General features: G+C 66.6%; 18 protein-coding genes and 1 tRNA gene. 11 read left to right on the top strand and 8 right to left on the bottom strand.

What is annotated here, in order from left to right:
• Positions 1-23 precede the first annotated feature (23 nt).
• Positions 24-929: a LysR family transcriptional regulator gene (locus LRA87_RS11535; protein ID WP_230631608.1), complete on the top strand. Its 906-nt coding sequence runs from the start codon at positions 24-26 to the stop codon at positions 927-929.
• A 136-nt stretch (positions 930-1065) separates the two neighbouring features.
• Here the strand turns inward: LRA87_RS11535 and LRA87_RS11530 are convergent.
• Positions 1066-1140 (bottom strand) — tRNA-Thr (locus tag LRA87_RS11530).
• Positions 1141-1221: 81 nt separating this feature from the next.
• Here LRA87_RS11530 and LRA87_RS11525 point away from each other — a divergent pair.
• Positions 1222-1380, top strand: a complete 159-nt coding sequence (locus LRA87_RS11525; RefSeq protein WP_230631607.1) for a hypothetical protein — start codon at positions 1222-1224, stop codon at positions 1378-1380.
• Here LRA87_RS11525 and LRA87_RS11520 read toward each other — a convergent pair.
• The 3 genes from LRA87_RS11520 to LRA87_RS11510 all read right to left on the bottom strand — a co-directional run bounded on the left by LRA87_RS11520 (position 1377) and on the right by LRA87_RS11510 (position 5673).
• Positions 1377-3182: an aminopeptidase P family protein gene (locus LRA87_RS11520; protein WP_230631606.1), complete on the bottom strand. Its 1806-nt coding sequence runs from the start codon at positions 3180-3182 to the stop codon at positions 1377-1379. The two genes, LRA87_RS11525 and LRA87_RS11520, sit on opposite strands and share 4 nt — an antisense overlap.
• Before the next feature lie 88 nt (positions 3183-3270).
• The gene (locus tag LRA87_RS11515; RefSeq protein ID WP_230631605.1) at positions 3271-4200 is read right to left on the bottom strand and encodes a DUF808 domain-containing protein; all 930 of its coding nucleotides are present in this window, start codon (positions 4198-4200) and stop codon (positions 3271-3273) included.
• Between the two features lie 123 nt (positions 4201-4323).
• On the bottom strand, positions 4324-5673 hold the full coding sequence (locus LRA87_RS11510; RefSeq protein WP_230631604.1) for a methyl-accepting chemotaxis protein: 1350 nt from the start codon (positions 5671-5673) through the stop codon (positions 4324-4326).
• Between the two features lie 145 nt (positions 5674-5818).
• Here LRA87_RS11510 and LRA87_RS11505 point away from each other — a divergent pair, with 145 nt between their 5' ends.
• Genes LRA87_RS11505 through LRA87_RS11495 form a run of 3 tightly spaced genes read left to right on the top strand, consistent with a single transcriptional unit; the run spans position 5819 to position 8834 of the window.
• Positions 5819-7879 (top strand): S9 family peptidase, encoded by a 2061-nt coding sequence (locus tag LRA87_RS11505; protein ID WP_230631603.1) that lies wholly within the window; start codon positions 5819-5821, stop codon positions 7877-7879.
• A complete protein-coding gene (locus LRA87_RS11500) occupies positions 7876-8442 on the top strand; it encodes a DedA family protein (RefSeq protein ID WP_230632262.1) in 567 nt (188 codons plus the stop codon). The genes LRA87_RS11505 and LRA87_RS11500 overlap by 4 nt, the downstream gene beginning before the upstream one ends.
• Positions 8439-8834 (top strand): acyl-CoA thioesterase, encoded by a 396-nt coding sequence (locus LRA87_RS11495; RefSeq protein WP_230631602.1) that lies wholly within the window; start codon positions 8439-8441, stop codon positions 8832-8834. Before LRA87_RS11500 ends, LRA87_RS11495 begins: the two co-directional genes overlap by 4 nt.
• Positions 8835-8997: 163 nt before the next feature.
• Here the strand turns inward: LRA87_RS11495 and LRA87_RS11490 are convergent, their stop codons facing one another.
• The 4 genes from LRA87_RS11490 to LRA87_RS11475 all read right to left on the bottom strand — a co-directional run bounded on the left by LRA87_RS11490 (position 8998) and on the right by LRA87_RS11475 (position 13220).
• Positions 8998-9210, bottom strand: coding sequence for a GIY-YIG nuclease family protein (locus LRA87_RS11490; RefSeq protein WP_329958593.1), 213 nt, complete (start codon positions 9208-9210; stop codon positions 8998-9000).
• An 84-nt stretch (positions 9211-9294) separates the two neighbouring features.
• Positions 9295-11979 (bottom strand): phosphoenolpyruvate carboxylase, encoded by a 2685-nt coding sequence (gene ppc / locus LRA87_RS11485; protein WP_230631601.1) that lies wholly within the window; start codon positions 11977-11979, stop codon positions 9295-9297.
• Between the two features lie 205 nt (positions 11980-12184).
• Positions 12185-12637 (bottom strand): hypothetical protein, encoded by a 453-nt coding sequence (locus LRA87_RS11480; RefSeq protein ID WP_230631600.1) that lies wholly within the window; start codon positions 12635-12637, stop codon positions 12185-12187.
• A gap of 16 nt (positions 12638-12653) precedes the next feature.
• Positions 12654-13220 carry an HNH endonuclease gene (locus tag LRA87_RS11475; protein WP_230631599.1) on the bottom strand — a complete coding sequence of 189 codons (567 nt, stop codon included), beginning with the start codon at positions 13218-13220 and terminating at the stop codon, positions 12654-12656.
• A 116-nt stretch (positions 13221-13336) separates the two neighbouring features.
• On the opposite strand from LRA87_RS11475, the gene gluQRS reads away from it, so the two are divergent.
• The 6 genes from gluQRS (at position 13337) to LRA87_RS11445 (ending at position 18276) form a co-directional block, all read left to right on the top strand.
• A complete protein-coding gene (gene gluQRS, locus LRA87_RS11470; protein WP_230631598.1) occupies positions 13337-14200 on the top strand; it encodes a tRNA glutamyl-Q(34) synthetase GluQRS in 864 nt (287 codons plus the stop codon).
• A gap of 9 nt (positions 14201-14209) precedes the next feature.
• Positions 14210-14440, top strand: a complete 231-nt coding sequence (locus tag LRA87_RS11465) for a twin transmembrane helix small protein (RefSeq protein ID WP_230631597.1) — start codon at positions 14210-14212, stop codon at positions 14438-14440.
• An 8-nt stretch (positions 14441-14448) separates the two neighbouring features.
• The gene (locus tag LRA87_RS11460; RefSeq protein ID WP_230631596.1) at positions 14449-14997 is read left to right on the top strand and encodes a cob(I)yrinic acid a,c-diamide adenosyltransferase; all 549 of its coding nucleotides are present in this window, start codon (positions 14449-14451) and stop codon (positions 14995-14997) included.
• 118 nt (positions 14998-15115) lie between these two features.
• Positions 15116-16369 carry an ergothioneine biosynthesis protein EgtB gene (gene egtB, locus LRA87_RS11455; RefSeq protein WP_230631595.1) on the top strand — a complete coding sequence of 418 codons (1254 nt, stop codon included), beginning with the start codon at positions 15116-15118 and terminating at the stop codon, positions 16367-16369.
• Positions 16370-17347 carry an L-histidine N(alpha)-methyltransferase gene (egtD, locus tag LRA87_RS11450; RefSeq protein WP_230631594.1) on the top strand — a complete coding sequence of 326 codons (978 nt, stop codon included), beginning with the start codon at positions 16370-16372 and terminating at the stop codon, positions 17345-17347.
• 59 nt (positions 17348-17406) lie between these two features.
• Positions 17407-18276, top strand: a complete 870-nt coding sequence (locus LRA87_RS11445; RefSeq protein WP_230631593.1) for a 3-hydroxybutyryl-CoA dehydrogenase — start codon at positions 17407-17409, stop codon at positions 18274-18276.
• Positions 18277-18278 lie beyond the last annotated feature (2 nt).

Below are 18278 nucleotides of genomic sequence, written 5' to 3'. Positions count from 1 at the left end.
GCAGCTTTGCTTCGGAGTCACAGATGGACGTCGGCGGTCGATCGGGGGAGATGGCGGTGTTCGCGAGCGTCGCGGCGCAGGGAAGCCTGTCGGCGGCGGCGCGGGCGTTGGGGCTGACGCCATCGGCGGTTAGCCGCATCGTTGCGCGGATCGAGGCGCGGCTGGGCGTGCGGTTGCTGGTTCGCACGACGCGCGCGCTGGCGCTGACCGGGGAGGGAGAGGCGTATCTGCGCGCCGCGCGCCGCATCCTCGCCGACCTGGCGGAGGTGGAGGGGGCCATCGCCGATCAGGCGTCTCCACGCGGCCGGCTGCGCGTTACCGCATCACTGGCGCACGGGCGGCTGTTCGTCGTGCCGCTGCTCGGCGATTTCACCGCGCGCTATCCCGGCATTCTCGTCGACCTGAATCTGTCGGACCGGATCGTCGACGTGCTCGCCGGGCAGGCGGATGTAGCGGTTCGCTTCGGCCAGCTTGCCGACAGTCCGCTCACTGCGCGCAAGCTGGGGGAGACAGGGCGGGTGGTCGTCGCCTCTCTTGCCTATCTGGAACGGCACGGCACGCCGCAGGTCCCCGACGATCTGCTCGGCCATAATTGCCTCAGCTTCAACTTCCGGCGCGCCGAACCCGGCTGGCCGTTCCGCGAGGACGGGCGAGACCGGGCGTTGGCGGTGACGGGATCGATCGAGGCCAACAACGGCGAATCACTCGCGCAGCTTGCTCGTGCTGGCGTCGGCATCGCACGTGTCGGCCGGTTCGCGGTCGAGGACGACCTTGCTTCGGGCGAACTGGTACCGCTGCTGGAGGCGTACAATCCGCAGGACCGCGAGCCCCTCCATGCCCTGTTCGTCGGCGGTTCGACCATGCCGGCGCGGGTGCGCGTCTTCGTTGATTTTCTGGCCGAGAGACTCAGCGCTCGTGGCGCCGGGTAAGTGGCGACGATCGGAGCGACAAAGCGCCTCCGGCGAACTTTGCTGACAATGTGCTGACAATGGCCTGTTTTGACCCATTGTAAGCAGCCTCTTTCGAAGCTCGCTTCCGCCAAGCGGCGGTAATATCGGGGAAAAATGGTGCTGCCGGTGAGGATTGAACTCACGACCTCAGCCTTACCAAGGATGCGCTCTACCACTGAGCTACGGCAGCACTGCCCTTTCGAGCGAAGCGCGCCTAGAGACGACCCGGGATGGATTGTCAAGCGATCACGCACCTGTTTAGGCAGATCGTATGAGCGACACCGACCAATCCCGCACCGGCGACAGGGACGAACGCGCTGCTCGACTGGCGGCGCAGCTGCGGGCGAATCTGCACCGCCGCAAGGCGCAGGCCCGTGCCGCGGCACGGCCGGCGGACACCCCACACCCGTCGGGCACGCCCGACGATTAAGGCGCCAGCGGTGCGCATTTCCGGTCCAGCCAGCCACGATCTTCGCCTTCCAGCAGCGGACCGATCCGGGCGACGACCTGGACGTGATAGGCGTTGAGCCATGCCAGCTCGTCGGCGGTCATCAGCGCAGGGTCGATCAGGTCGCGTTCGATGGGGGCGAAGGTGAGCGTCTCGAACCCCAGCATCGCCCGATCGGGATCGCCGCCCGGCACCGTCACGGGTACGACCAGCAACAGATTCTCGATTCGGATGCCGTACTCACCCGCCTTGTAATAGCCCGGTTCGTTGGACAGCATCATCCCCGCGCGTAGCGGCTCCAACGCCGCGCCGCCCGGGTAATTCGGCGCGGCGATCCGCTGCGGCCCTTCGTGCACCGACAGATAGCTGCCGATGCCGTGGCCGGTGCCATGGGCGAAATCGAGGCCCGCTTCCCAAAGCGGGCGGCGGGCAAATGCGTCGATCTGGCCACCCATCGTGCCGTCGGGAAAGATCGCGGTGGCGATCGCGATGTGCCCCTTCAACACGCGGGTGAAGCGGTCGCGCATCTCGGGCGTCGGAGTGCCGATCGGCATCACGCGCGTCACGTCGGTGGTGCCGTCGGCATATTGGCCGCCCGAATCGATCAGGAACAGCTGGCCGGGCAGGATCGGCGCGTTCGATTCTTCTGTGACGTGATAGTGCGGGCTGGCACCGTGCGCACCGGTCGCCGAGATCGTGTCGAACGACGTGTCGAGCAGGCAACCGGTTTGCTCGCGGAAGGCCAGTAGCACGGCGGCGGCGGAGAGTTCTGTTTGCCCGCCCCCCGGGCATTCCACCTCGACCCAGCGCAGAAAGCGGGTGAGGGCGGCACCGTCGCGGACGGACGCCGCACGATGGCCGGCGATCTCCGCGGGATTTTTGAGTGCCTTGGCGAGGACCACGGGGTCGCGCCGGGGCAGAATCCTGGCGCCGCTCGCCGACAGCGCGTCGAAGATCGCGGCGACCGCGCGTTCCGGGTCGGCGGCGACGCGCTTGCCGGTATAGGCCGACAGCGCGCCGGCGAAGGCATGACGATCGTGCAGGCGGACGGCATTGCCCAGGTGTTGGCGGACCGCATCGTTGATCTTGTCCGCGGCGACGAACAGGTCGGTCGTGCCATCGCTGCCGACGATCGCGTAGGACAAGGCGACGGGGGTATGCGCGACGTCGCCACCGCGGATGTTGAGAGTCCAGGCGATCGAATCCAGCGCGGTGAGGACGACGGCGTCGGCACGCTGCTGCGCCAGCCAGTCGGCGATGTCGGCGCGTTTGGCGGCGGAGGAGCGGCCGGCCAGCGCATTGTCGTGGACGGTGACCGAAGCGGGCGAGGGCGCCGGGCGATCGATCCAGACCGCATCGACCGGATTGGCGGATACGGGGACGAGTGCGATGCCGCGATCGGCCAGTGCGGCGATCGTGTCCTTCACCCACACATCGGTGTGGAGCCATGGGTCGTAGCCGATCCGGTCGCCCCCGGCGGCGTGGGCGGCAAGCCAGCCGGCGACGCTCTCCTGCGGCACGGGCATGTAGGACCAGTCGTCGGCGGACACCTGCTCGCGAACCTGGAGCGTGTAGCGACCGTCGGTGAAGATCGCCGCCTTGTCCGCGAGAACGGCGGCAGTCCCGGCGGAGCCGCCGAAGCCGGTCAGCCAGCCGAGGCGCTGGGCGTAGCCGCCGACATATTCGCTCATATGTTCGTCGGTGAGGGGGACGACGAAGCCATCCAGCTGCAAGCGGGCGAGTTCGGCGCGCAGGGCGGCGAGGCGGGCGGCGTGGGTGATCATGGCGGGTTCCGTGTCGATCGTTCGTGCAGGCGATCGTGGCACACCGAGGGGGCGGAGGACAGGGGGGCATACTCCCCCCCGGGGGGGCTCAGTGTTTCTTCGGCAACAGGTGCAGCACGCCGGCGATGGCGCTGCCGACGATCAGGCCGATGATGCCAGATCCGATCGCGGTAACCAGCCAGTTGACGATGGCGGGCAGCACGCCGACCGCATGGGCGGCTCCCTCTGCGGCAGCGTGGATCGCGTGGGGCAGCGCGGCGAAGCCGAATTCTTCCATGCCGTGGACGATGATACCGCCGCCGACCCAGACCATTGCGGCGGTACCGATCAGCGACAGCGCCTTCAACACCTTCGGCATCGCGGCGACCAGCCCGCGGCCGAACGCTTGAGATCCGGCGCCCGGCTTTTGCGCCAGATGCAGGCCGAAATCGTCCATCTTCACGATCAGCGCGACGACGCCATAGACGCCGACGGTGATCGCGACGCCGACCAACGCGAGTGCGATCGCCTGGTTGACCAGCGTCTGATCGGCGAGTTCGCCCAATGCGATCGCCATGATCTCGCCCGACAGGATCAGGTCGGTGCGGATCGCGCCCGACACCTGGCGATTTTCGAGCTCGGTCGCGTCGGTGACTGCAGCGGCTTCCTCGCCATGGCCATGGCCGGTGATGGCGCCGATGATCTTCTCCGCCGCCTCGAAGCAGAGGTAGGCGCCGCCCAGCATCAGGATCGGCGTGATCAGCCATGGTGCAAAGGCGCTCAGCGCCAGTGCGGCCGGTAGCAGGAACAGCAATTTGTTACGCAATGATCCGCGCGCGATCTTCCAGATGATCGGCAATTCGCGCGCGGGGCTGAGGCCGACGACATAGGTCGGAGTCACCGCCGTATCGTCGATCACCACGCCTGCCGCCTTGGCGCCCGCTTTGCCCGCAGCGCCAGCCACGTCGTCGAGGCTTGCGGCGGCGAGCTTCGCCATCGCCGCGATATCGTCGAGCAGCGCTACCAATCCGCCGGCCATGATGCGTCTTTCCCCGTCAGGTCCCTGATCGCTTGCCATGCCGTCCGGCGCAGCGGGGTGCAACCGGAGAGATATGTCGGGTTCTTTGCTGGACCTGACACGGGCTTTCGCGTGCGAGATGTATCAATGGCCGACGAGGGTGACGAAAGCGCCGACCGAGGTGTGCAACGCCTGCAACTGGTCATCGACTTCGCCGAAGGCGCTGCCGAAGGCCGCCAGATCGTCCGCGACGGCGCCGGCGAAGCGGCTCAGTCCGGCGAGGGTGCCGTTCATGCCGGCTGCCACGGTCATCGTCCGATCGGTGGCGCGTGCGATGACCTCCAGCCGGTCGAGCTGCTGCTGCACCGTGTCGTAGGCGAGATGCGAGGATCGCTCGACCTCCACCACATTGTCGCGGATCAGGGCGTTGGCGCCGCTCGCCGCGGCGACCATGTCGAGGATGCCGGCCAGTTCGCTGGCAATGACGTCGTTCGCCGACGCCGTCTGGCGGGCGAGATGCTTGACCTCCTGCGCCACCACCGCGAAGCCGCGGCCCGCCTCGCCCGCACGTGCGGCCTCGATCGTCGCATTTAGCGCCAGCAGGTTGGTGCGATCGGCGATGTCGTGGATCAATGCCACCACCGGCTGGATCGATCGGGTATGGCCGGTCATCTGTTCGAACAATGCCACCGCCTGTTCGACCTGTTGCGCCGAGCGGGTCGCGGTCGACGAGGCGCGGGCGAACTCGTTCCGGCTCTCGTCCATTGCCTGACGCAGCGCCACCGCGGTCCCTACGGCCTGTTGCATGACGGCAACGGACTGGCTCGCGGCGAGGGCGACCGCCTCGTTCTCGGCCAGCATGCGATCCATCTTGCTGCCGATCGCCGCAGCCTGTTCGCGAACGGCACCGCTGCGCGCACCGACGGCGGCAACGACGCGGGTGAATCGATCCTGCAGGGCGCGCGCCTGTTCTTCGAGCTGGCGGGCGGCATCGGCCGCGGCCCTCCGTCGCAGCCCGGTGGCGACCAGTTCGCCTTCCATGACGCTCAGCCTGACCATCGCCGCGGCCAGCCGGGCATTCTTCACGGGATCGGCGCAACGCCGCGCCAGAACGGCCATCATCGCCAGGTTGGACGCGCCGATCAGGCCGATGAGCTCGAACGGTTCGACGCCGAAGTCGGTATAATTCGCGTATCGGGTGATCGTCGCCTCAATCCAGTTCGAGGTCTTGGGCGCGCACATGAAGCGGGACTGTGCCGCCACCAAACGCGGCGTGTCGCTGGTGTCGACGAGAGTGCGGAACGCACGAGCGAGCGCTGGCGATGACGTCGCGAGATAGTGTCGCACGACAGGAATGACATCGGCGGCATAGTCGGCTTCCACGACCGTCCAGAAGGTACGCAGATCCTCTTCGAAGGTCGCGTCGATGCCATAGGCGCGGATGCGGTCATCATGGGCGGAAGCGATCGACGCTCCGGAAGATGGGATGACCATAGGCTTCGCGAAATCGCTCAAGTGGATGACATGCCATTCTAATCTGGATTAGGAAAACAACCGGTTAACGGTGGTGGAGGCGCGGTTCGGCCTCGCGGCCATGCGCCGGCGTCGACAAGTGGCGGCGGTTCGCTATGGCTGCGGCATGACCGATCCGACGCCACCCATCGCCGCCCGCCGCCCGCACAGCTTCACCGCGCACGGGATCACGATTGAGGACGATTATGCCTGGTTGAAGGACCCGGACTATCCCGAGGTCGGCGATCCGGACGTGCTCGCCTATCTGGAGGCGGAGAACGCCTATTTCGAGGCCGTGATGGCGCCGCGTCAGCCGCTGGTCGATCGGCTGTACGAAGAGATGAAGGCGCGGATCAAGGAGGACGAATCCTCGGTGCCGCAGAAGGACGGCGATTACCTGTACTGGACTGCGTTCGAGACGGGCGGGCAGTATCGCAAGTGGTGGCGCAAGCCGGTCGCGGGCGGCGAGGACGAGTTGCTGCTCGACGAGCCGGCGCTGGCGGAGGGCAAGGAGTATTTCCGGCTCGGCGCGTTCGCGGTGAGCAACGATGCGACACTGCTCGCCTATGCAATCGACGACAGCGGCGCCGAACGGTTCGAGGTGCGGGTCAAGAACCTGGAAACGGGCGAGCACCTGCCCGAGGTGATCCCGGGCATGCTCTCCGAGATCGTGTGGACCGCGGACGACAGCGGCTTCCTCTACGGCCTCGCCAACGACCAGTGGCGGACGGACAATGCGCGCTTTCACCGGCTCGGCACCCCGGTCGAGGACGATGTCGAGCTGTTCCATGAGGATGACGAGGGCTATCGCGTCGCCGTCGCCGAGACGAGCGACCGGCAGTGGATCGTCATCGGCACCGGAGACCATGTCACCAGCGAGATCCGGCTGCTGCCCGCGAACGATCCCTTCGCCAAGCCGATCCTGGTCGCGCCCCGTCAGGAGGGCCGCGAGTATGACGTCGACGCGCATGACGGCACTTTGCTCATCCACACCAACGACACCGATCCGATGTGGCGGCTGTGCACCGCGAAGATCGATGCGCCGGGCGAGTGGCGGGAGCTGATCCCGGCCGATCCGCATTTCTATATGACCGGCGTCGAATGCTACCGCGACTTCTTCGTCGTCGAAGGGCGTCTGGACGGCTTGGACCAGATCGCGATCCACCGCTACGATGCGCCGACGGTGCCGCAGCGGATCACCTTTCCCGAAGCGAGCTATGCCGCGGGCCTCGGCGACAATCCCGAATATGCGGTCGACACGCTGCGGCTGGGGTATGAGTCGATGGTTACGCCGGGCACGGTGTACGATTACGACATCGCGACCGGGGACCTGACCGTGCTGAAGGTCCAAGAAATCCCTGCGGGCTACGATGCAGGTGGCTATGCGACCGAGCGACTGAAGATCACGGCGCGTGACGGGACCGAGGTGCCGGTGTCCATCGTCTACCCGGCCGGCTTCAAACGCGACGGATCGCAGCCGTTATTCCTCTATGCCTATGGCGCCTACGGCTACGCGATCCCGCCCGGCTTCTCGACCGGTCGACTGAGCCTGCTCGACCGCGGTTTCGCCTATGTGATCGCACACATCCGCGGCGGTGACGATCTGGGTCAGCAATGGTATCACGACGGCAAGCTCGAAAAGCGAACCAACACCTTCAACGATTTCGTCGATGTGGCGAAAGGGCTGATCGATGCGGGGTGGACCAGCGCCGGCCGTATCGCCACCGCAGGCCGGTCGGCAGGTGGCGAGCTGATGGGGGCGATCGTCAATTCCGATCCGCGATTGTGGGGCGCGGTGATCGCCGACGTGCCGTTTGTCGACGTGCTCAACACGATGCTGGACGCCGATCTGCCGCTGACGCCGGGCGAATGGCCCGAATGGGGGAACCCGATCGAGGATAAGGCGGCGTTCGAGCTGATCCGCTCGTACAGCCCCTACGACAACGTCCGTGCCCAGGCCTATCCGCCGATGTTCATTTCGGGCGGGCTCAACGATCCGCGCGTGACGTATTGGGAGCCGGCGAAATGGGCGGCAAAGCTGCGCGAAATGAAGACGGACGATAACCTGCTGCTGCTCAAGACCAACATGGGCGCCGGCCATGGCGGTAAGTCGGGGCGCTTCGAATCGCTGCGCGAGGCGGCGGAGGAGCATGCATTCGTCCTCTGGCAGCTCGGGATCGAATCCTGACGATCGAGGCGCTCATCGCCCAATACGGGCTGGCCGCGGTATTCCTCGGCGCGGGGATCGAAGGCGAGACGATGGTGCTCGCCGGCGGACTGTTCGCGCACGAGGGATTGCTGTCGCTGCCCGGGACGATGATCGCGGCGGCGACCGGCTCGTTCGTCGCGGACCAGGCGTTCTTCGCCGCCGGCCGCCGCTTCCGCGAGCATCGCTGGGTCAAACGCGCGCAGGGCAAGCCCGCCTTCGCCAAGGCGTTGCAGACGCTGGAGCGGCATCCGATCGGCTTCATCTTCGCCTTCCGCTTCCTCTACGGGCTGCGCACGGTCAGCCCGATCGCGATCGGCACCAGCCACGTGCCGACGCGCACGTTCCTGTGCATCAACGCGGCGTCGGCGGCGGTGTGGGCAACGCTGTTCACCGGCCTGGGCTATGTGTTCGGCACCGGCGTTGCGGAGCTGCTCGGTCGCTATCGCCCGCATGGCCGGCAGTGGCTGTGGGTCGCGCTCGCGGCGATCGTGCTGGGCGCGGTGTTCGGCGCGGTGCGCTGGTGGCGGAGCCGCGACGCATGAGCGGGCGCTTCACACTGGCGATCACCGCCGCCGCAGAGGACATCGACGAACTCGGCCACGTCAACAATGCGGTGTGGGTCCAGTGGATCCAGCAGATCGCGGTCGCGCATTGGCAGGCGGTGGCGCCGGTGGAGCATGTCGATACGCTGGTGTGGGTCGTGACCCGGCATGAGATCGACTATCGCGGGAACGTGTCGGCGGGCGAGACGGTGACGGGCGAGACGTGGGTGCCGGAGCCGCCGAAAGGCGCGCGGTTCGATCGCCACGTGCGGTTTCTGGGGGCTGACGGTAAGGTGAAGGTGGAGGCGGTGACGACCTGGGCGCTGCTGGAGCGCGCGACGGGGCGGTTGCTGCGGGTGCGTCCGGAGGTGGCGGCACCGTTTTTGGCGTAGGTGGTGTTCGGGCGGTTTGGTCGGGTTCGTGGGTTTGCGGCGGGAGACCTAGCCTTCGCTGGGGTGACGTTTAGAAGAAGTTGTCCCCTAAGTGCAGGCTGGGGCCTTTCGCCTCAGGCGATCGTGTCGAACAGGTCCAACCACTCAGGGTTAGCGGTTTCGATCAGGCAGATTTCCACTCGCGTTTCCAGGCTTTCAGGATATTTTCTCGGGCGATGGCGACTTCGATGCGTTCGGCGGGCTCCGCGTAAACCAGCGTCTCGATCCCGTAGCGGCGGCAGAAGGCCGAGCCGACGTCGCGGCGGTGCTGCTCTACGCGGGCGGCGAGATAGCCGGTCACGCCGATGTAGAGCATGCTGTGTGGCTTGCTCGCCATGATGTAGACCCTACCGCCCATTTCAGGATGGAGCCGCGGGAGATGCCAGCCTGCGCTGGCATGACGGTGGGAGGGTGAGTGTTTTCACCCTGAGTTGCGCAGTGCCGTCGCGACGGCGTTGATCGACAGCAGGATGCCTTCGCCGATGCGGGGGTCGTCCTCGCCGGCGCGGTGGCGTTTCATCAGTTCGATCTGGAGCAGGTTGAGCGGCTCGATATACGGCAGGCGCAGGCGGATCGAAGCGTCGAGGGCGGGATGCTTTTCGAGCAGGCGGGTCTGACCGGTCACTTCGAGCAGGCCGTCATGCGTCTGGTGCCAGGCGTCGCGGATGCGGGTGAAGATCGTGGTGCGCAGCGTCTCGTCCTCGACCAGTTCGGCATAATAGCCGGCGATCTCGATGTCCGATTTCGCCAGCACCATCTCCATGTTGGCGAGGCTGGAGGCGAACAGCGGCCAGCCTTGCGCCATCTCCTTGAGCAGCCCCTTGTCCTCGAACGCCGCCAGCGCCTGACCGACGCCGTACCAGCCGGGCAGCATGACGCGGGCCTGCGCCCAGCTGAACACCCAGGGGATGGCGCGCAGATCCTCGATCGCGTCGGATTTCTTGCGACTGGCGGGGCGGCTGCCGATCTTCAGGCCGGCAATCTCGCCGATCGGGGTCATCTGGCGGAAGAAGGTGCGGAAGCCTTCCGTACCGTAAACGAGGTCGCGATAGGCGTGGAAGGCGGTGTTGGATAGCGCATCCATCGCACCGGCGAATTGGTCATTCTCGGCATTGGACAGCCGCTCGGGCTCCAGGCTGGCGAGCAGCGTGGCCGAGGCGATCGCCTCCAGATTGGTCATCGCACTTTCACGCGTGCCGTATTTGGCGGCGATCACCTCGCCCTGTTCGGTGATGCGGATGCGGCCCTGCACCGTGCCGACGGGCTGCGCGCGGATCGCGGCGAAGGCACTGCCGCCGCCGCGCCCAACCGCGCCGCCGCGGCCGTGGAACAGCTGCATGCCGACGCCCGCCGCCTCGAACACCGGCTTCAGCGCGGTGGAGGCCTTGGACAGCTGCCAGGTGGAGGTCAGATAGCCGCCGTCCTTGTTGCTGTCCGAATAGCCGATCATCACCTCCTGATGCCCGCGCGTGGAGACGATCGCGGCGATCTCCGGCAGGTCGAACCAAGCAGTCATGATCGCTGGCGCGGCCTCCAGATCGCCGACCGTCTCGAACAGGGGCACCGCCATGATCGCGGCGCCGGGCTCGTCGCCGGGACGGTAGAGGCCGACCTCCTTCAGCAGCACGTTGATCTCGAGTAGGTCGGACACCGACTGCGCCATCGAGACGATATAGTTGGTGATGCAAGCCGGTCCGTATTTGGCGTGCGCCTCCGCTGCTGCGAGCACGATCTTGAGTTCGGAATCGGTCTCTTCGGAATAGGTCGTGAAGCGGCTGGCGAGCGGCCGGGCATGGGCGAGTTCGCGGCACAGGAGGGCGACGCGGGCGTCCTCGTCGAGGCTGAGATAATCGTCCTCGACGCCGGCGGTCTTGAGCAGTTCGGCGACGACGCGTTCATGCACCGCGCTGTTCTGGCGCAGGTCGAGCGTCGCGAGGTGGAAGCCGAACGTCTCGACCGCCCTGATCAGCCGGCCGAGCGCGCCGCCGGTCTTGAGCGCGCCTGCGGTCGACAGGCCGTGCGCGATAGCGACGAGGTCGGCGCGGAACGCCTGCGGGTCGGGATACGCCTCTCCGGTGAGATGGCCGGGCCGCGCGGCGGGCTTGCCGGTGAGCGCGAGGTGCGTCGCGGCGAGGCGGGCGTAGATACCGGACAGAGCACGGCGGTAGGGCTCGTCGGAGCGGCTTGCGGCGGTGTCGCCGCTCGCATCCGCCAATGCCTCGACCGCGGCATCGACGGGGACGTGCTGGGTCGAGATCGACAGCTCCGCGCCGAGCGCATGCACTGCGTCGAGGTAGAAGCCGAGCACCGCCTCGCACGCGCGGCCGAGCGCGGTGCGCAGCGAATCGGCGGTAACGAAGGGATTACCGTCGCGGTCACCACCGATCCAGCTCCCCGGTTTGACGAAGCTCGGCACGCGCTCGCCGAAGGCGCGGTCCCAGCGCTGGTAGAGCGCGGGCAGCGCCGGCAGGAACACGTCGCGCATGTAGCTGAGCGCGGTTTCGACCTCGTCGGTAACGTACAGCCGCTCGCGGCGCAGCACGCGCGTCTGCCAGAGCAAGGCAATCTGGCGGGTGATCGCATCCTCGACCCGGTCGCCGTCGGGCGTTTCGTCGCGGCCGGCATCCTTCAGCGTCATCAGCTGCGCGATCCGATTGCGGTGGTCGATCATGCTCTTGCGGCGCACCTCGGTCGGGTGCGCAGTCAGCACCGGGACGATCAGCGCATGAGCGAGCAGGCGCTGGATCGCGGCCCGGTCGATGCCTTCGCCCTCCAGCGTCGCGATAGCGGCGGCAACGTCGGCGCCCTGTTCGGCGGCGATCCCCTGACGATCCTCGGCCAGATTGGCGAGCATCGAGAACAGCATGAAGCCGCGAACGAAATCCAGCGTCTCGTCGAGGCCCAGATCCTGCAGATGGCGGTGGATCGCATCGCTGTTACCCGAGCCGCGATGCCGTTCGACCGAAGCACGGCGGATGGACTCCGTCGCCTCGAACAAGGCGTCGCCACCATAGGCACGGATGACGTCGCCCAGCTTTGCGCCGAGGAACCGGACATCCGGGTTGTTGGCGATGGGGGGGAGCGAAGCGGGGTCGACGGTAGCCATGCGCGATATGCTGCGCTGCGGTAGCGGCGGGGTCAACAGGGTATGGGGTTTGTCCGCGGGAAGCGGGGGTTGTGCGGAGGCAACTGGCCAAGTCGCATCGTGTCCTTCACCAGCCACCGCCGCCCTTGCCGCGGCCTTCCACCATCCGCCATTCCGGCGTTTGCCGGATGGGAAATTGCGTGTCCAGACGATCGATCTCGACGGATTACCGTGCCGTCGTACCCTGATTGCTCAGCGTATCACCCAGCACGGGCGGCGTCGCCGCACCTGCGGGGCGGCGGCCCTCGGCGCGGGCGGTACGCCATTCGTTTTCCTCTTCCGAGGTGACCGTGCCGTCGCGGTTGAGATCCATCTGGTCGAACCGCTTCAACGTACCTTCGCCCCATTCGATCAGGCTGATCTCGCCATCCTTGTTGCGATCGAGATTCATCAGACGGCTGTCCTGACGCGGCAGTTCCGAAGGGTCGAGCCGGTCGTCACCGTTGCGATCGAGATTCCGGAAGCGGCGCTCCATCGCGCTGGAGAAATCGACACGGCTGGTCACGGCCGGGGGCACGAAGCCTGCCGCATTGGCGTCCGCCTGCGCCGCCTTGTCGTCGCGCGAGCCGCAACCGGCCAAGGCCACGCCCAGTGCGGCCACCAACATCACCTTGTGCACACCAGACCCCCTTCGATCATGCTTCCAGCTCAACGTCCCAGTAGAGCCAGTCGTGCCACGTGTCGTGGAGATAGTTGGGCGGAAAGGCGCGGCCATGTTCCTGCAAATGCCAGTTTGTCGGCCGGATCGGTTCGACGTAGAGCGGCATATGCGCCTGTTTTGGCGTCCGCCCGCCCTTCTTCAGGTTGCAGGGCGCGCAGGCGGTGACGACATTTTCCCACGTCGTCCGGCCGCCTTGCGCGCGGGGAACGACATGGTCGAACGTCAGATCGCGACCTACGCCGCAATATTGACATGAAAACCGGTCGCGCAGGAACAGGTTGAAGCGGGTGAACGCCGGGAACGCCGAAGGACGGACATATTGTTTGAGCGCGATCACCGACGGCAGCTTGATCTCTGCGGTAGGGCTGCGCACGGCGCGTTCGTAATGCGCGACGATATCGACACGATCGAGGAATACCGCCTTGATCGCGGTCTGCCACGGCCACACGCTGAGCGGATAATAGGACAGGGGCGTATAGTCCGCGTTCAGGACGAGCGCCGGACACGAATCGGGATGACGGATCAGATCGGGATGAAACACGGCTCCTCCCACGGATTACCCGCAGGCCGTGTCGCCCACGAGAGTGACACCGGTATGACAGCACGGCGGACCGACGATGGTCAAGCGGTCTGCGTTGATCGTGGCGACGAAAGGCGATGAGCGTCGTCAGCCGGTTCGCGCCGAGTCCCACCGGGCGCCTGCATCTCGGTCATGCTTTCGCGGCAATCCAGGCGCACGATCATGCGCGTGCAGAAGGAGGCGCGTTCCTGCTGCGGATCGAGGATATCGACGGAACCCGCAGCCGTGAGGAGCATGTTGCGGGGATCGTCGAAGACCTCGCTTGGCTGGGACTCGCGTGGGACGGGCCGGTGGTACGACAGTCGGCGCGGCTGGACGAGTACGAGCGGGCGCTGGCGGATCTGCGGGGGCGGGCGTTGCTCTATCCGTGCTTCTGCACGCGCGCGGATATCGCCGCGAGCGTCAGCGCGCCGCATCGTGGGCCGGATGGACTGGTCTATCCGGGAACATGCCGGCGGCTCAATCCGGGTGCGGCTGCGGCGCGGGTCGCGGCGGGGCAGGCGCACGCGTGGCGTCTGGATATGGCGGGAGCAGTTGCTTATGCGGGATTGCTGACGTGGAACGATCTGGTGGTCGGAACGCAGATTGCCGAGCCGATGGCGTTCGGCGATGTCGTGCTGGCGCGCAAGGATGCGCCTGCGAGCTATCATCTCGCGGTGACGGTCGACGATGCGGCGCAGCGTGTGACCGACGTGGTGCGCGGACGAGACCTGTTCCGGGCGACCGATATTCACCGGCTGCTCCAGGCACTGCTGGGATTGCCGACGCCGGTCTATCGTCATCACGATCTGCTGCTGGGGCCGGATGGCGAGCGGCTGGCCAAGCGCAACGGCGTGCCTGCGCTGGCCGACATGCGCGCAGCCGGAGTGGACGGAGTCGAACTCGCCGCCGGTTTGCGCGCGGGGCGACTTCCCATTGGCTTTACTGCACGCGATGCCTAGATAAGACGCATGAACACGTTCCTCGTCATTCTGCTGATCGCGGCGATGCTGGCGACGGTGGTCGCTCTGGTCCGCGGCGTCATCGCCTTCCTTCAGGAAAGCCATGCTCAGGTTCGTGGCGGCGAGGGGCCGTCGGCCGCTTCGCTGAAGTCCAATCGCATGATGCAGCAACGCATCTTCTTCCAGGCGCTGGCAATCCTGATCGTCGTGGTGATCCTGTTCGCGGCCGGCCGTACCTGATCGGTTAGATGGTCAAGCTCAATCGCATCTACACGCGGACCGGCGATGCTGGAACGACGGGTCTGGTCGACGGGTCGCGCGTGTCGAAGGCGGAGCCGGTGATGGCGGCTATCGGCGATGTCGACGAGGCGAACAGTGCGATCGGCGTGGCGATGGCGGCGCTAGGCATACACGACCTGGCGGTGCGGCTGCTGGTGATCCAGAACGACCTGTTCGATCTTGGTGCGGACATCGCGACACCGGCGGATATGGCGGGCGCGCTGCGGATCACGCCCGAACAGGTCGCGCGGCTTGAGGCGGAAATCGATGCGATGAACGCCGGTCTGGTGCCACTGACCAGTTTCGTCCTGCCGAGCGGCGATCCCGCCGCTGCGGCTTTGCATCTGGCGCGTGCGATCGTGCGACGTGCGGAACGGAGCGCGGTGGCGGTCGAATGGCTGAACGCACCGGCGCTGGCCTATCTCAATCGATTGTCCGACTGGCTGTTCGTCGCGGCGCGTGCAGTGAACGCCGCTGCGGGCGGCGACATATTGTGGAAGCCGGGTGCCAGCCGCTGACCGCCGTTGATTGCTGATCGTCGCCGTCTCGCGGTATGAACCTGCGTTGCCGGTGCAACCCTTTCCGATCTCGTGCGCTTTCCCAACTTGCGTTAATACGCCCGGGGAGGGTTCCATCATGCTGAAGGTCGCTCCCAATCCGGGTCAGGCACTGGCAGGCCGCTATCAGGCGGTACGCGCCCTGACATTGGCATTGACCGAGCCGCTGTCGGATGCCGATGCCACCGTACAGTCGATGGCCGACGCTTCACCGGGTAAGTGGCATCTTGCGCATACGACATGGTTTTACGAGACGTTCGTGCTGCGCGACCATGTTCCCGGTTATCGACTGCACGACGAGCGATTCCCGTTCCTGTTCAACAGCTATTACGAAGCGGAAGGGCGCCGCCACGCGCGGGACCGCCGTGGCATGATCACCCGGCCCACGCTGGACGAGGTCCGCGCGTATCGCGCCCATGTCGACGCCGCGATGGCGGCGGCGCTGCCCGACCTGCCGGATGTGGCGCTGGAGCTGGTCGCGCTGGGATGCCATCACGAGGAGCAGCATCAGGAACTGCTGGTCACCGATCTGCTGCACCTGTTCGGCGAGAACCCGCTCGAACCGGCGATCTGGCCGCCCGCACCCAAGGTGCCGGTGGCGGTGCCGGCGCCGATCGGCTGGATCGAACGCGATGCGGGGATCGTGCAGATCGGGCATGACGGCGACGGATTCGCCTTCGATTGCGAAGGGCCGCGGCATGACGCGCTGCTGACCGGCCATGCGCTCGCGGATCGCACCGTCACCAACGGCGAATGGAGCGCGTTCATCGCCGATGGCGGATACCGCGATCCCGCCCATTGGCTTGCCGATGGCTGGGCCTGGGTGAAGGCAGAAGGCATCGTTGCGCCGCTCTACTGGGAAGAGCGCGACGGAACGTGGACGCGCATGGGCCTCGACGGCCGCCGTCCGATCGACCCCGCCGCCCCGGTGACGCACGTCAGCTTCTTCGAGGCGGACGCCTATGCCAGCTGGGTCGGCGCGCGTTTGCCGACCGAGTTCGAATGGGAAGCGGCGGCGCAATCCCATGACGCCGCCGGCGGCAACCAGATGGACAGGGCCGGTGCCGTCGAACCCCGGCCCGCGGCGAACGCCCCCGCCTTCTTCGGCGATGTCTGGGAATGGACGGGCAGCGCCTACCGCCCCTATCCCGGTTTCCGTGCGGTCGAGGGTGCGGTCGGCGAATATAACGGCAAGTTCATGAGCGGGCAGTTCGTGCTGCGTGGCGGCAGTTGCGCCACCCCGCGCGGCCATGCGCGCGCCAGTTACCGCAATTTCTTCTATCCTCACCAGCGCTGGCAATTCACCGGCGTCCGGCTCGCCAAGGACCTCTGAATGCTGAAGCCCGAAATGGAGGACGGCGAGCAGAGGCTGGCCGATCCGCAGTTCCGCGCCGACGTGCTGGCAGGACTTGAGCGCCGCCCGCGTGCGATTCCGGCCCGCTGGTTCTATGACCGGCGCGGGTCGGAATTGTTCGAGGACATCACGGCGCTGCGGGAATATTATCCGACACGGACCGAGACGGCGATCCTCGACCGGATTTGTCCGGAAGTGGCGGAGATCGCCGGGCGCGGACGCGCGGTCGTGGAATTCGGATCGGGATCGTCGGTCAAGACACCGTTGCTGCTGCGCTGCACTGCGCCGTCCGCGTATGTGCCGATCGATATCTCCGGCGACTTCCTGCGTGAATCCTCGCGCATATTGTCGGCGCAATTCCCCGACCTGCTGGTGCTGCCGTTCGAGGCCGATTTCATGCGGCCGCTCACGCTGCCGCATACCGTCGCAGACACGCCGAAGCTGGGTTTCTTCCCCGGGTCGACGATCGGCAACATGATCCCGTTGATGGCGGTCGATCTGCTGCGGACGATGCGGGCGTCGCTGGGCGAGGGTGCGATGCTGCTGGTCGGCATGGACCGGATCAAGGATGAAGCGACGCTGGTCGCCGCCTATGACGACGAGGACGGCGTGACGGCGGCGTTCAACCTCAACCTGCTCGAACGGATCAACCGCGAACTGGACGGCACGATACCGATCCATGCCTTCCGCCACGAAGCGCGCTGGAACGACGATCGCGCGCGGATCGAGATGCACCTGGTCGCTACCCGCGATGTCGAATTCACCGTCGACGGGCGACCCTTCGCCCTCGCGGCCGGCGAGAGCGTGCATACCGAGAACAGCCATAAATACGGATCGCGCGATGCGCGCATCCTTCTGCGCTCGGGCGGCTGGACGCCGATCCACGAATGGACCGACCCGGACGGCCTGTTCGCGCTCTACCTCGCCGAGGCGCAGGCAGAGCGCCCGGCGCCCTGATCCGGGTGGCGGCGCCCGTCAAAGACGCTATGGCGCGGCAAACGGACAAGGAGAGTGACATGCGGGCAGTCGGAGTCATCGGAGCGGGCCAGATGGGCGCGGGTATCGCGCAGGTATCGGCGGCGGCGGGCTATCGCGTCATCCTCACCGACGTGTCGCAGGAGCGTGCCGAGGCCGGCAAGGCGGGCATCGCCAAACAGCTCGCCCGCGCGGTCGAGAAGGAGAAGATCGACGCCGCCACCCGGGATGCGACGCTCGCGCGCATCGACGCCGTCGCCGGCGTCGCGACGATGGGCGACTGCGGGTTGGTGATCGAAGCGGCGACGGAGCGTGAAGAGATCAAGCGCGCGATCTTCAAGGATGTCGGCGCGGTGTTGGCGGCGGATGCGGTGCTGGCATCGAACACCTCGTCGATCCCGATCACGCGGCTGGCGCAGAGCTCGCCCGATCCGCAGCGGTTCATCGGCGTGCATTTCTTCAACCCGGTGCCGGTGATGGGGCTGATCGAGGTGATCCGCGGGCTGGCGACGTCGGACGCGACCGTTGCGGTCATCGAGGATTATGCCGATCGGCTGGGCAAGGCGGTGGTCCGCGCCAACGATGCGCCGGGCTTCATCGTCAACCGCGTGCTGATGCCGATGATCAACGAGGCGATCTTCGCGCTCGGCGAGGGCGTTGCGACGATCCGCGATATCGACCTCGCGTGCCAATTGGGCCTCAACCATCCGATGGGGCCGCTGACGCTGGCGGATTTCATTGGGCTGGATACCTGTCTGGAGATCACGCGGGTGTTGTTCGAGGGGACCGGCGATCCCAAATTCCGGCCTGCGCCGTTGCTGGTGAAGTACGTCGAGGCGGGCTGGTACGGGCGGAAAACCGGACGCGGTTTCTACGATTACAGCGGCCCGACGCCGGAGCCGACGCGCTGAGG

The sequence above is a fragment of the Sphingomonas sp. Leaf37 genome, assembly GCF_920939475.1.
Lineage (GTDB): Bacteria > Pseudomonadota > Alphaproteobacteria > Sphingomonadales > Sphingomonadaceae > Sphingomonas.
Note: the sequence above shows the minus strand (reverse complement) of the source record. Positions and strands in the feature narration are given on the sequence as shown.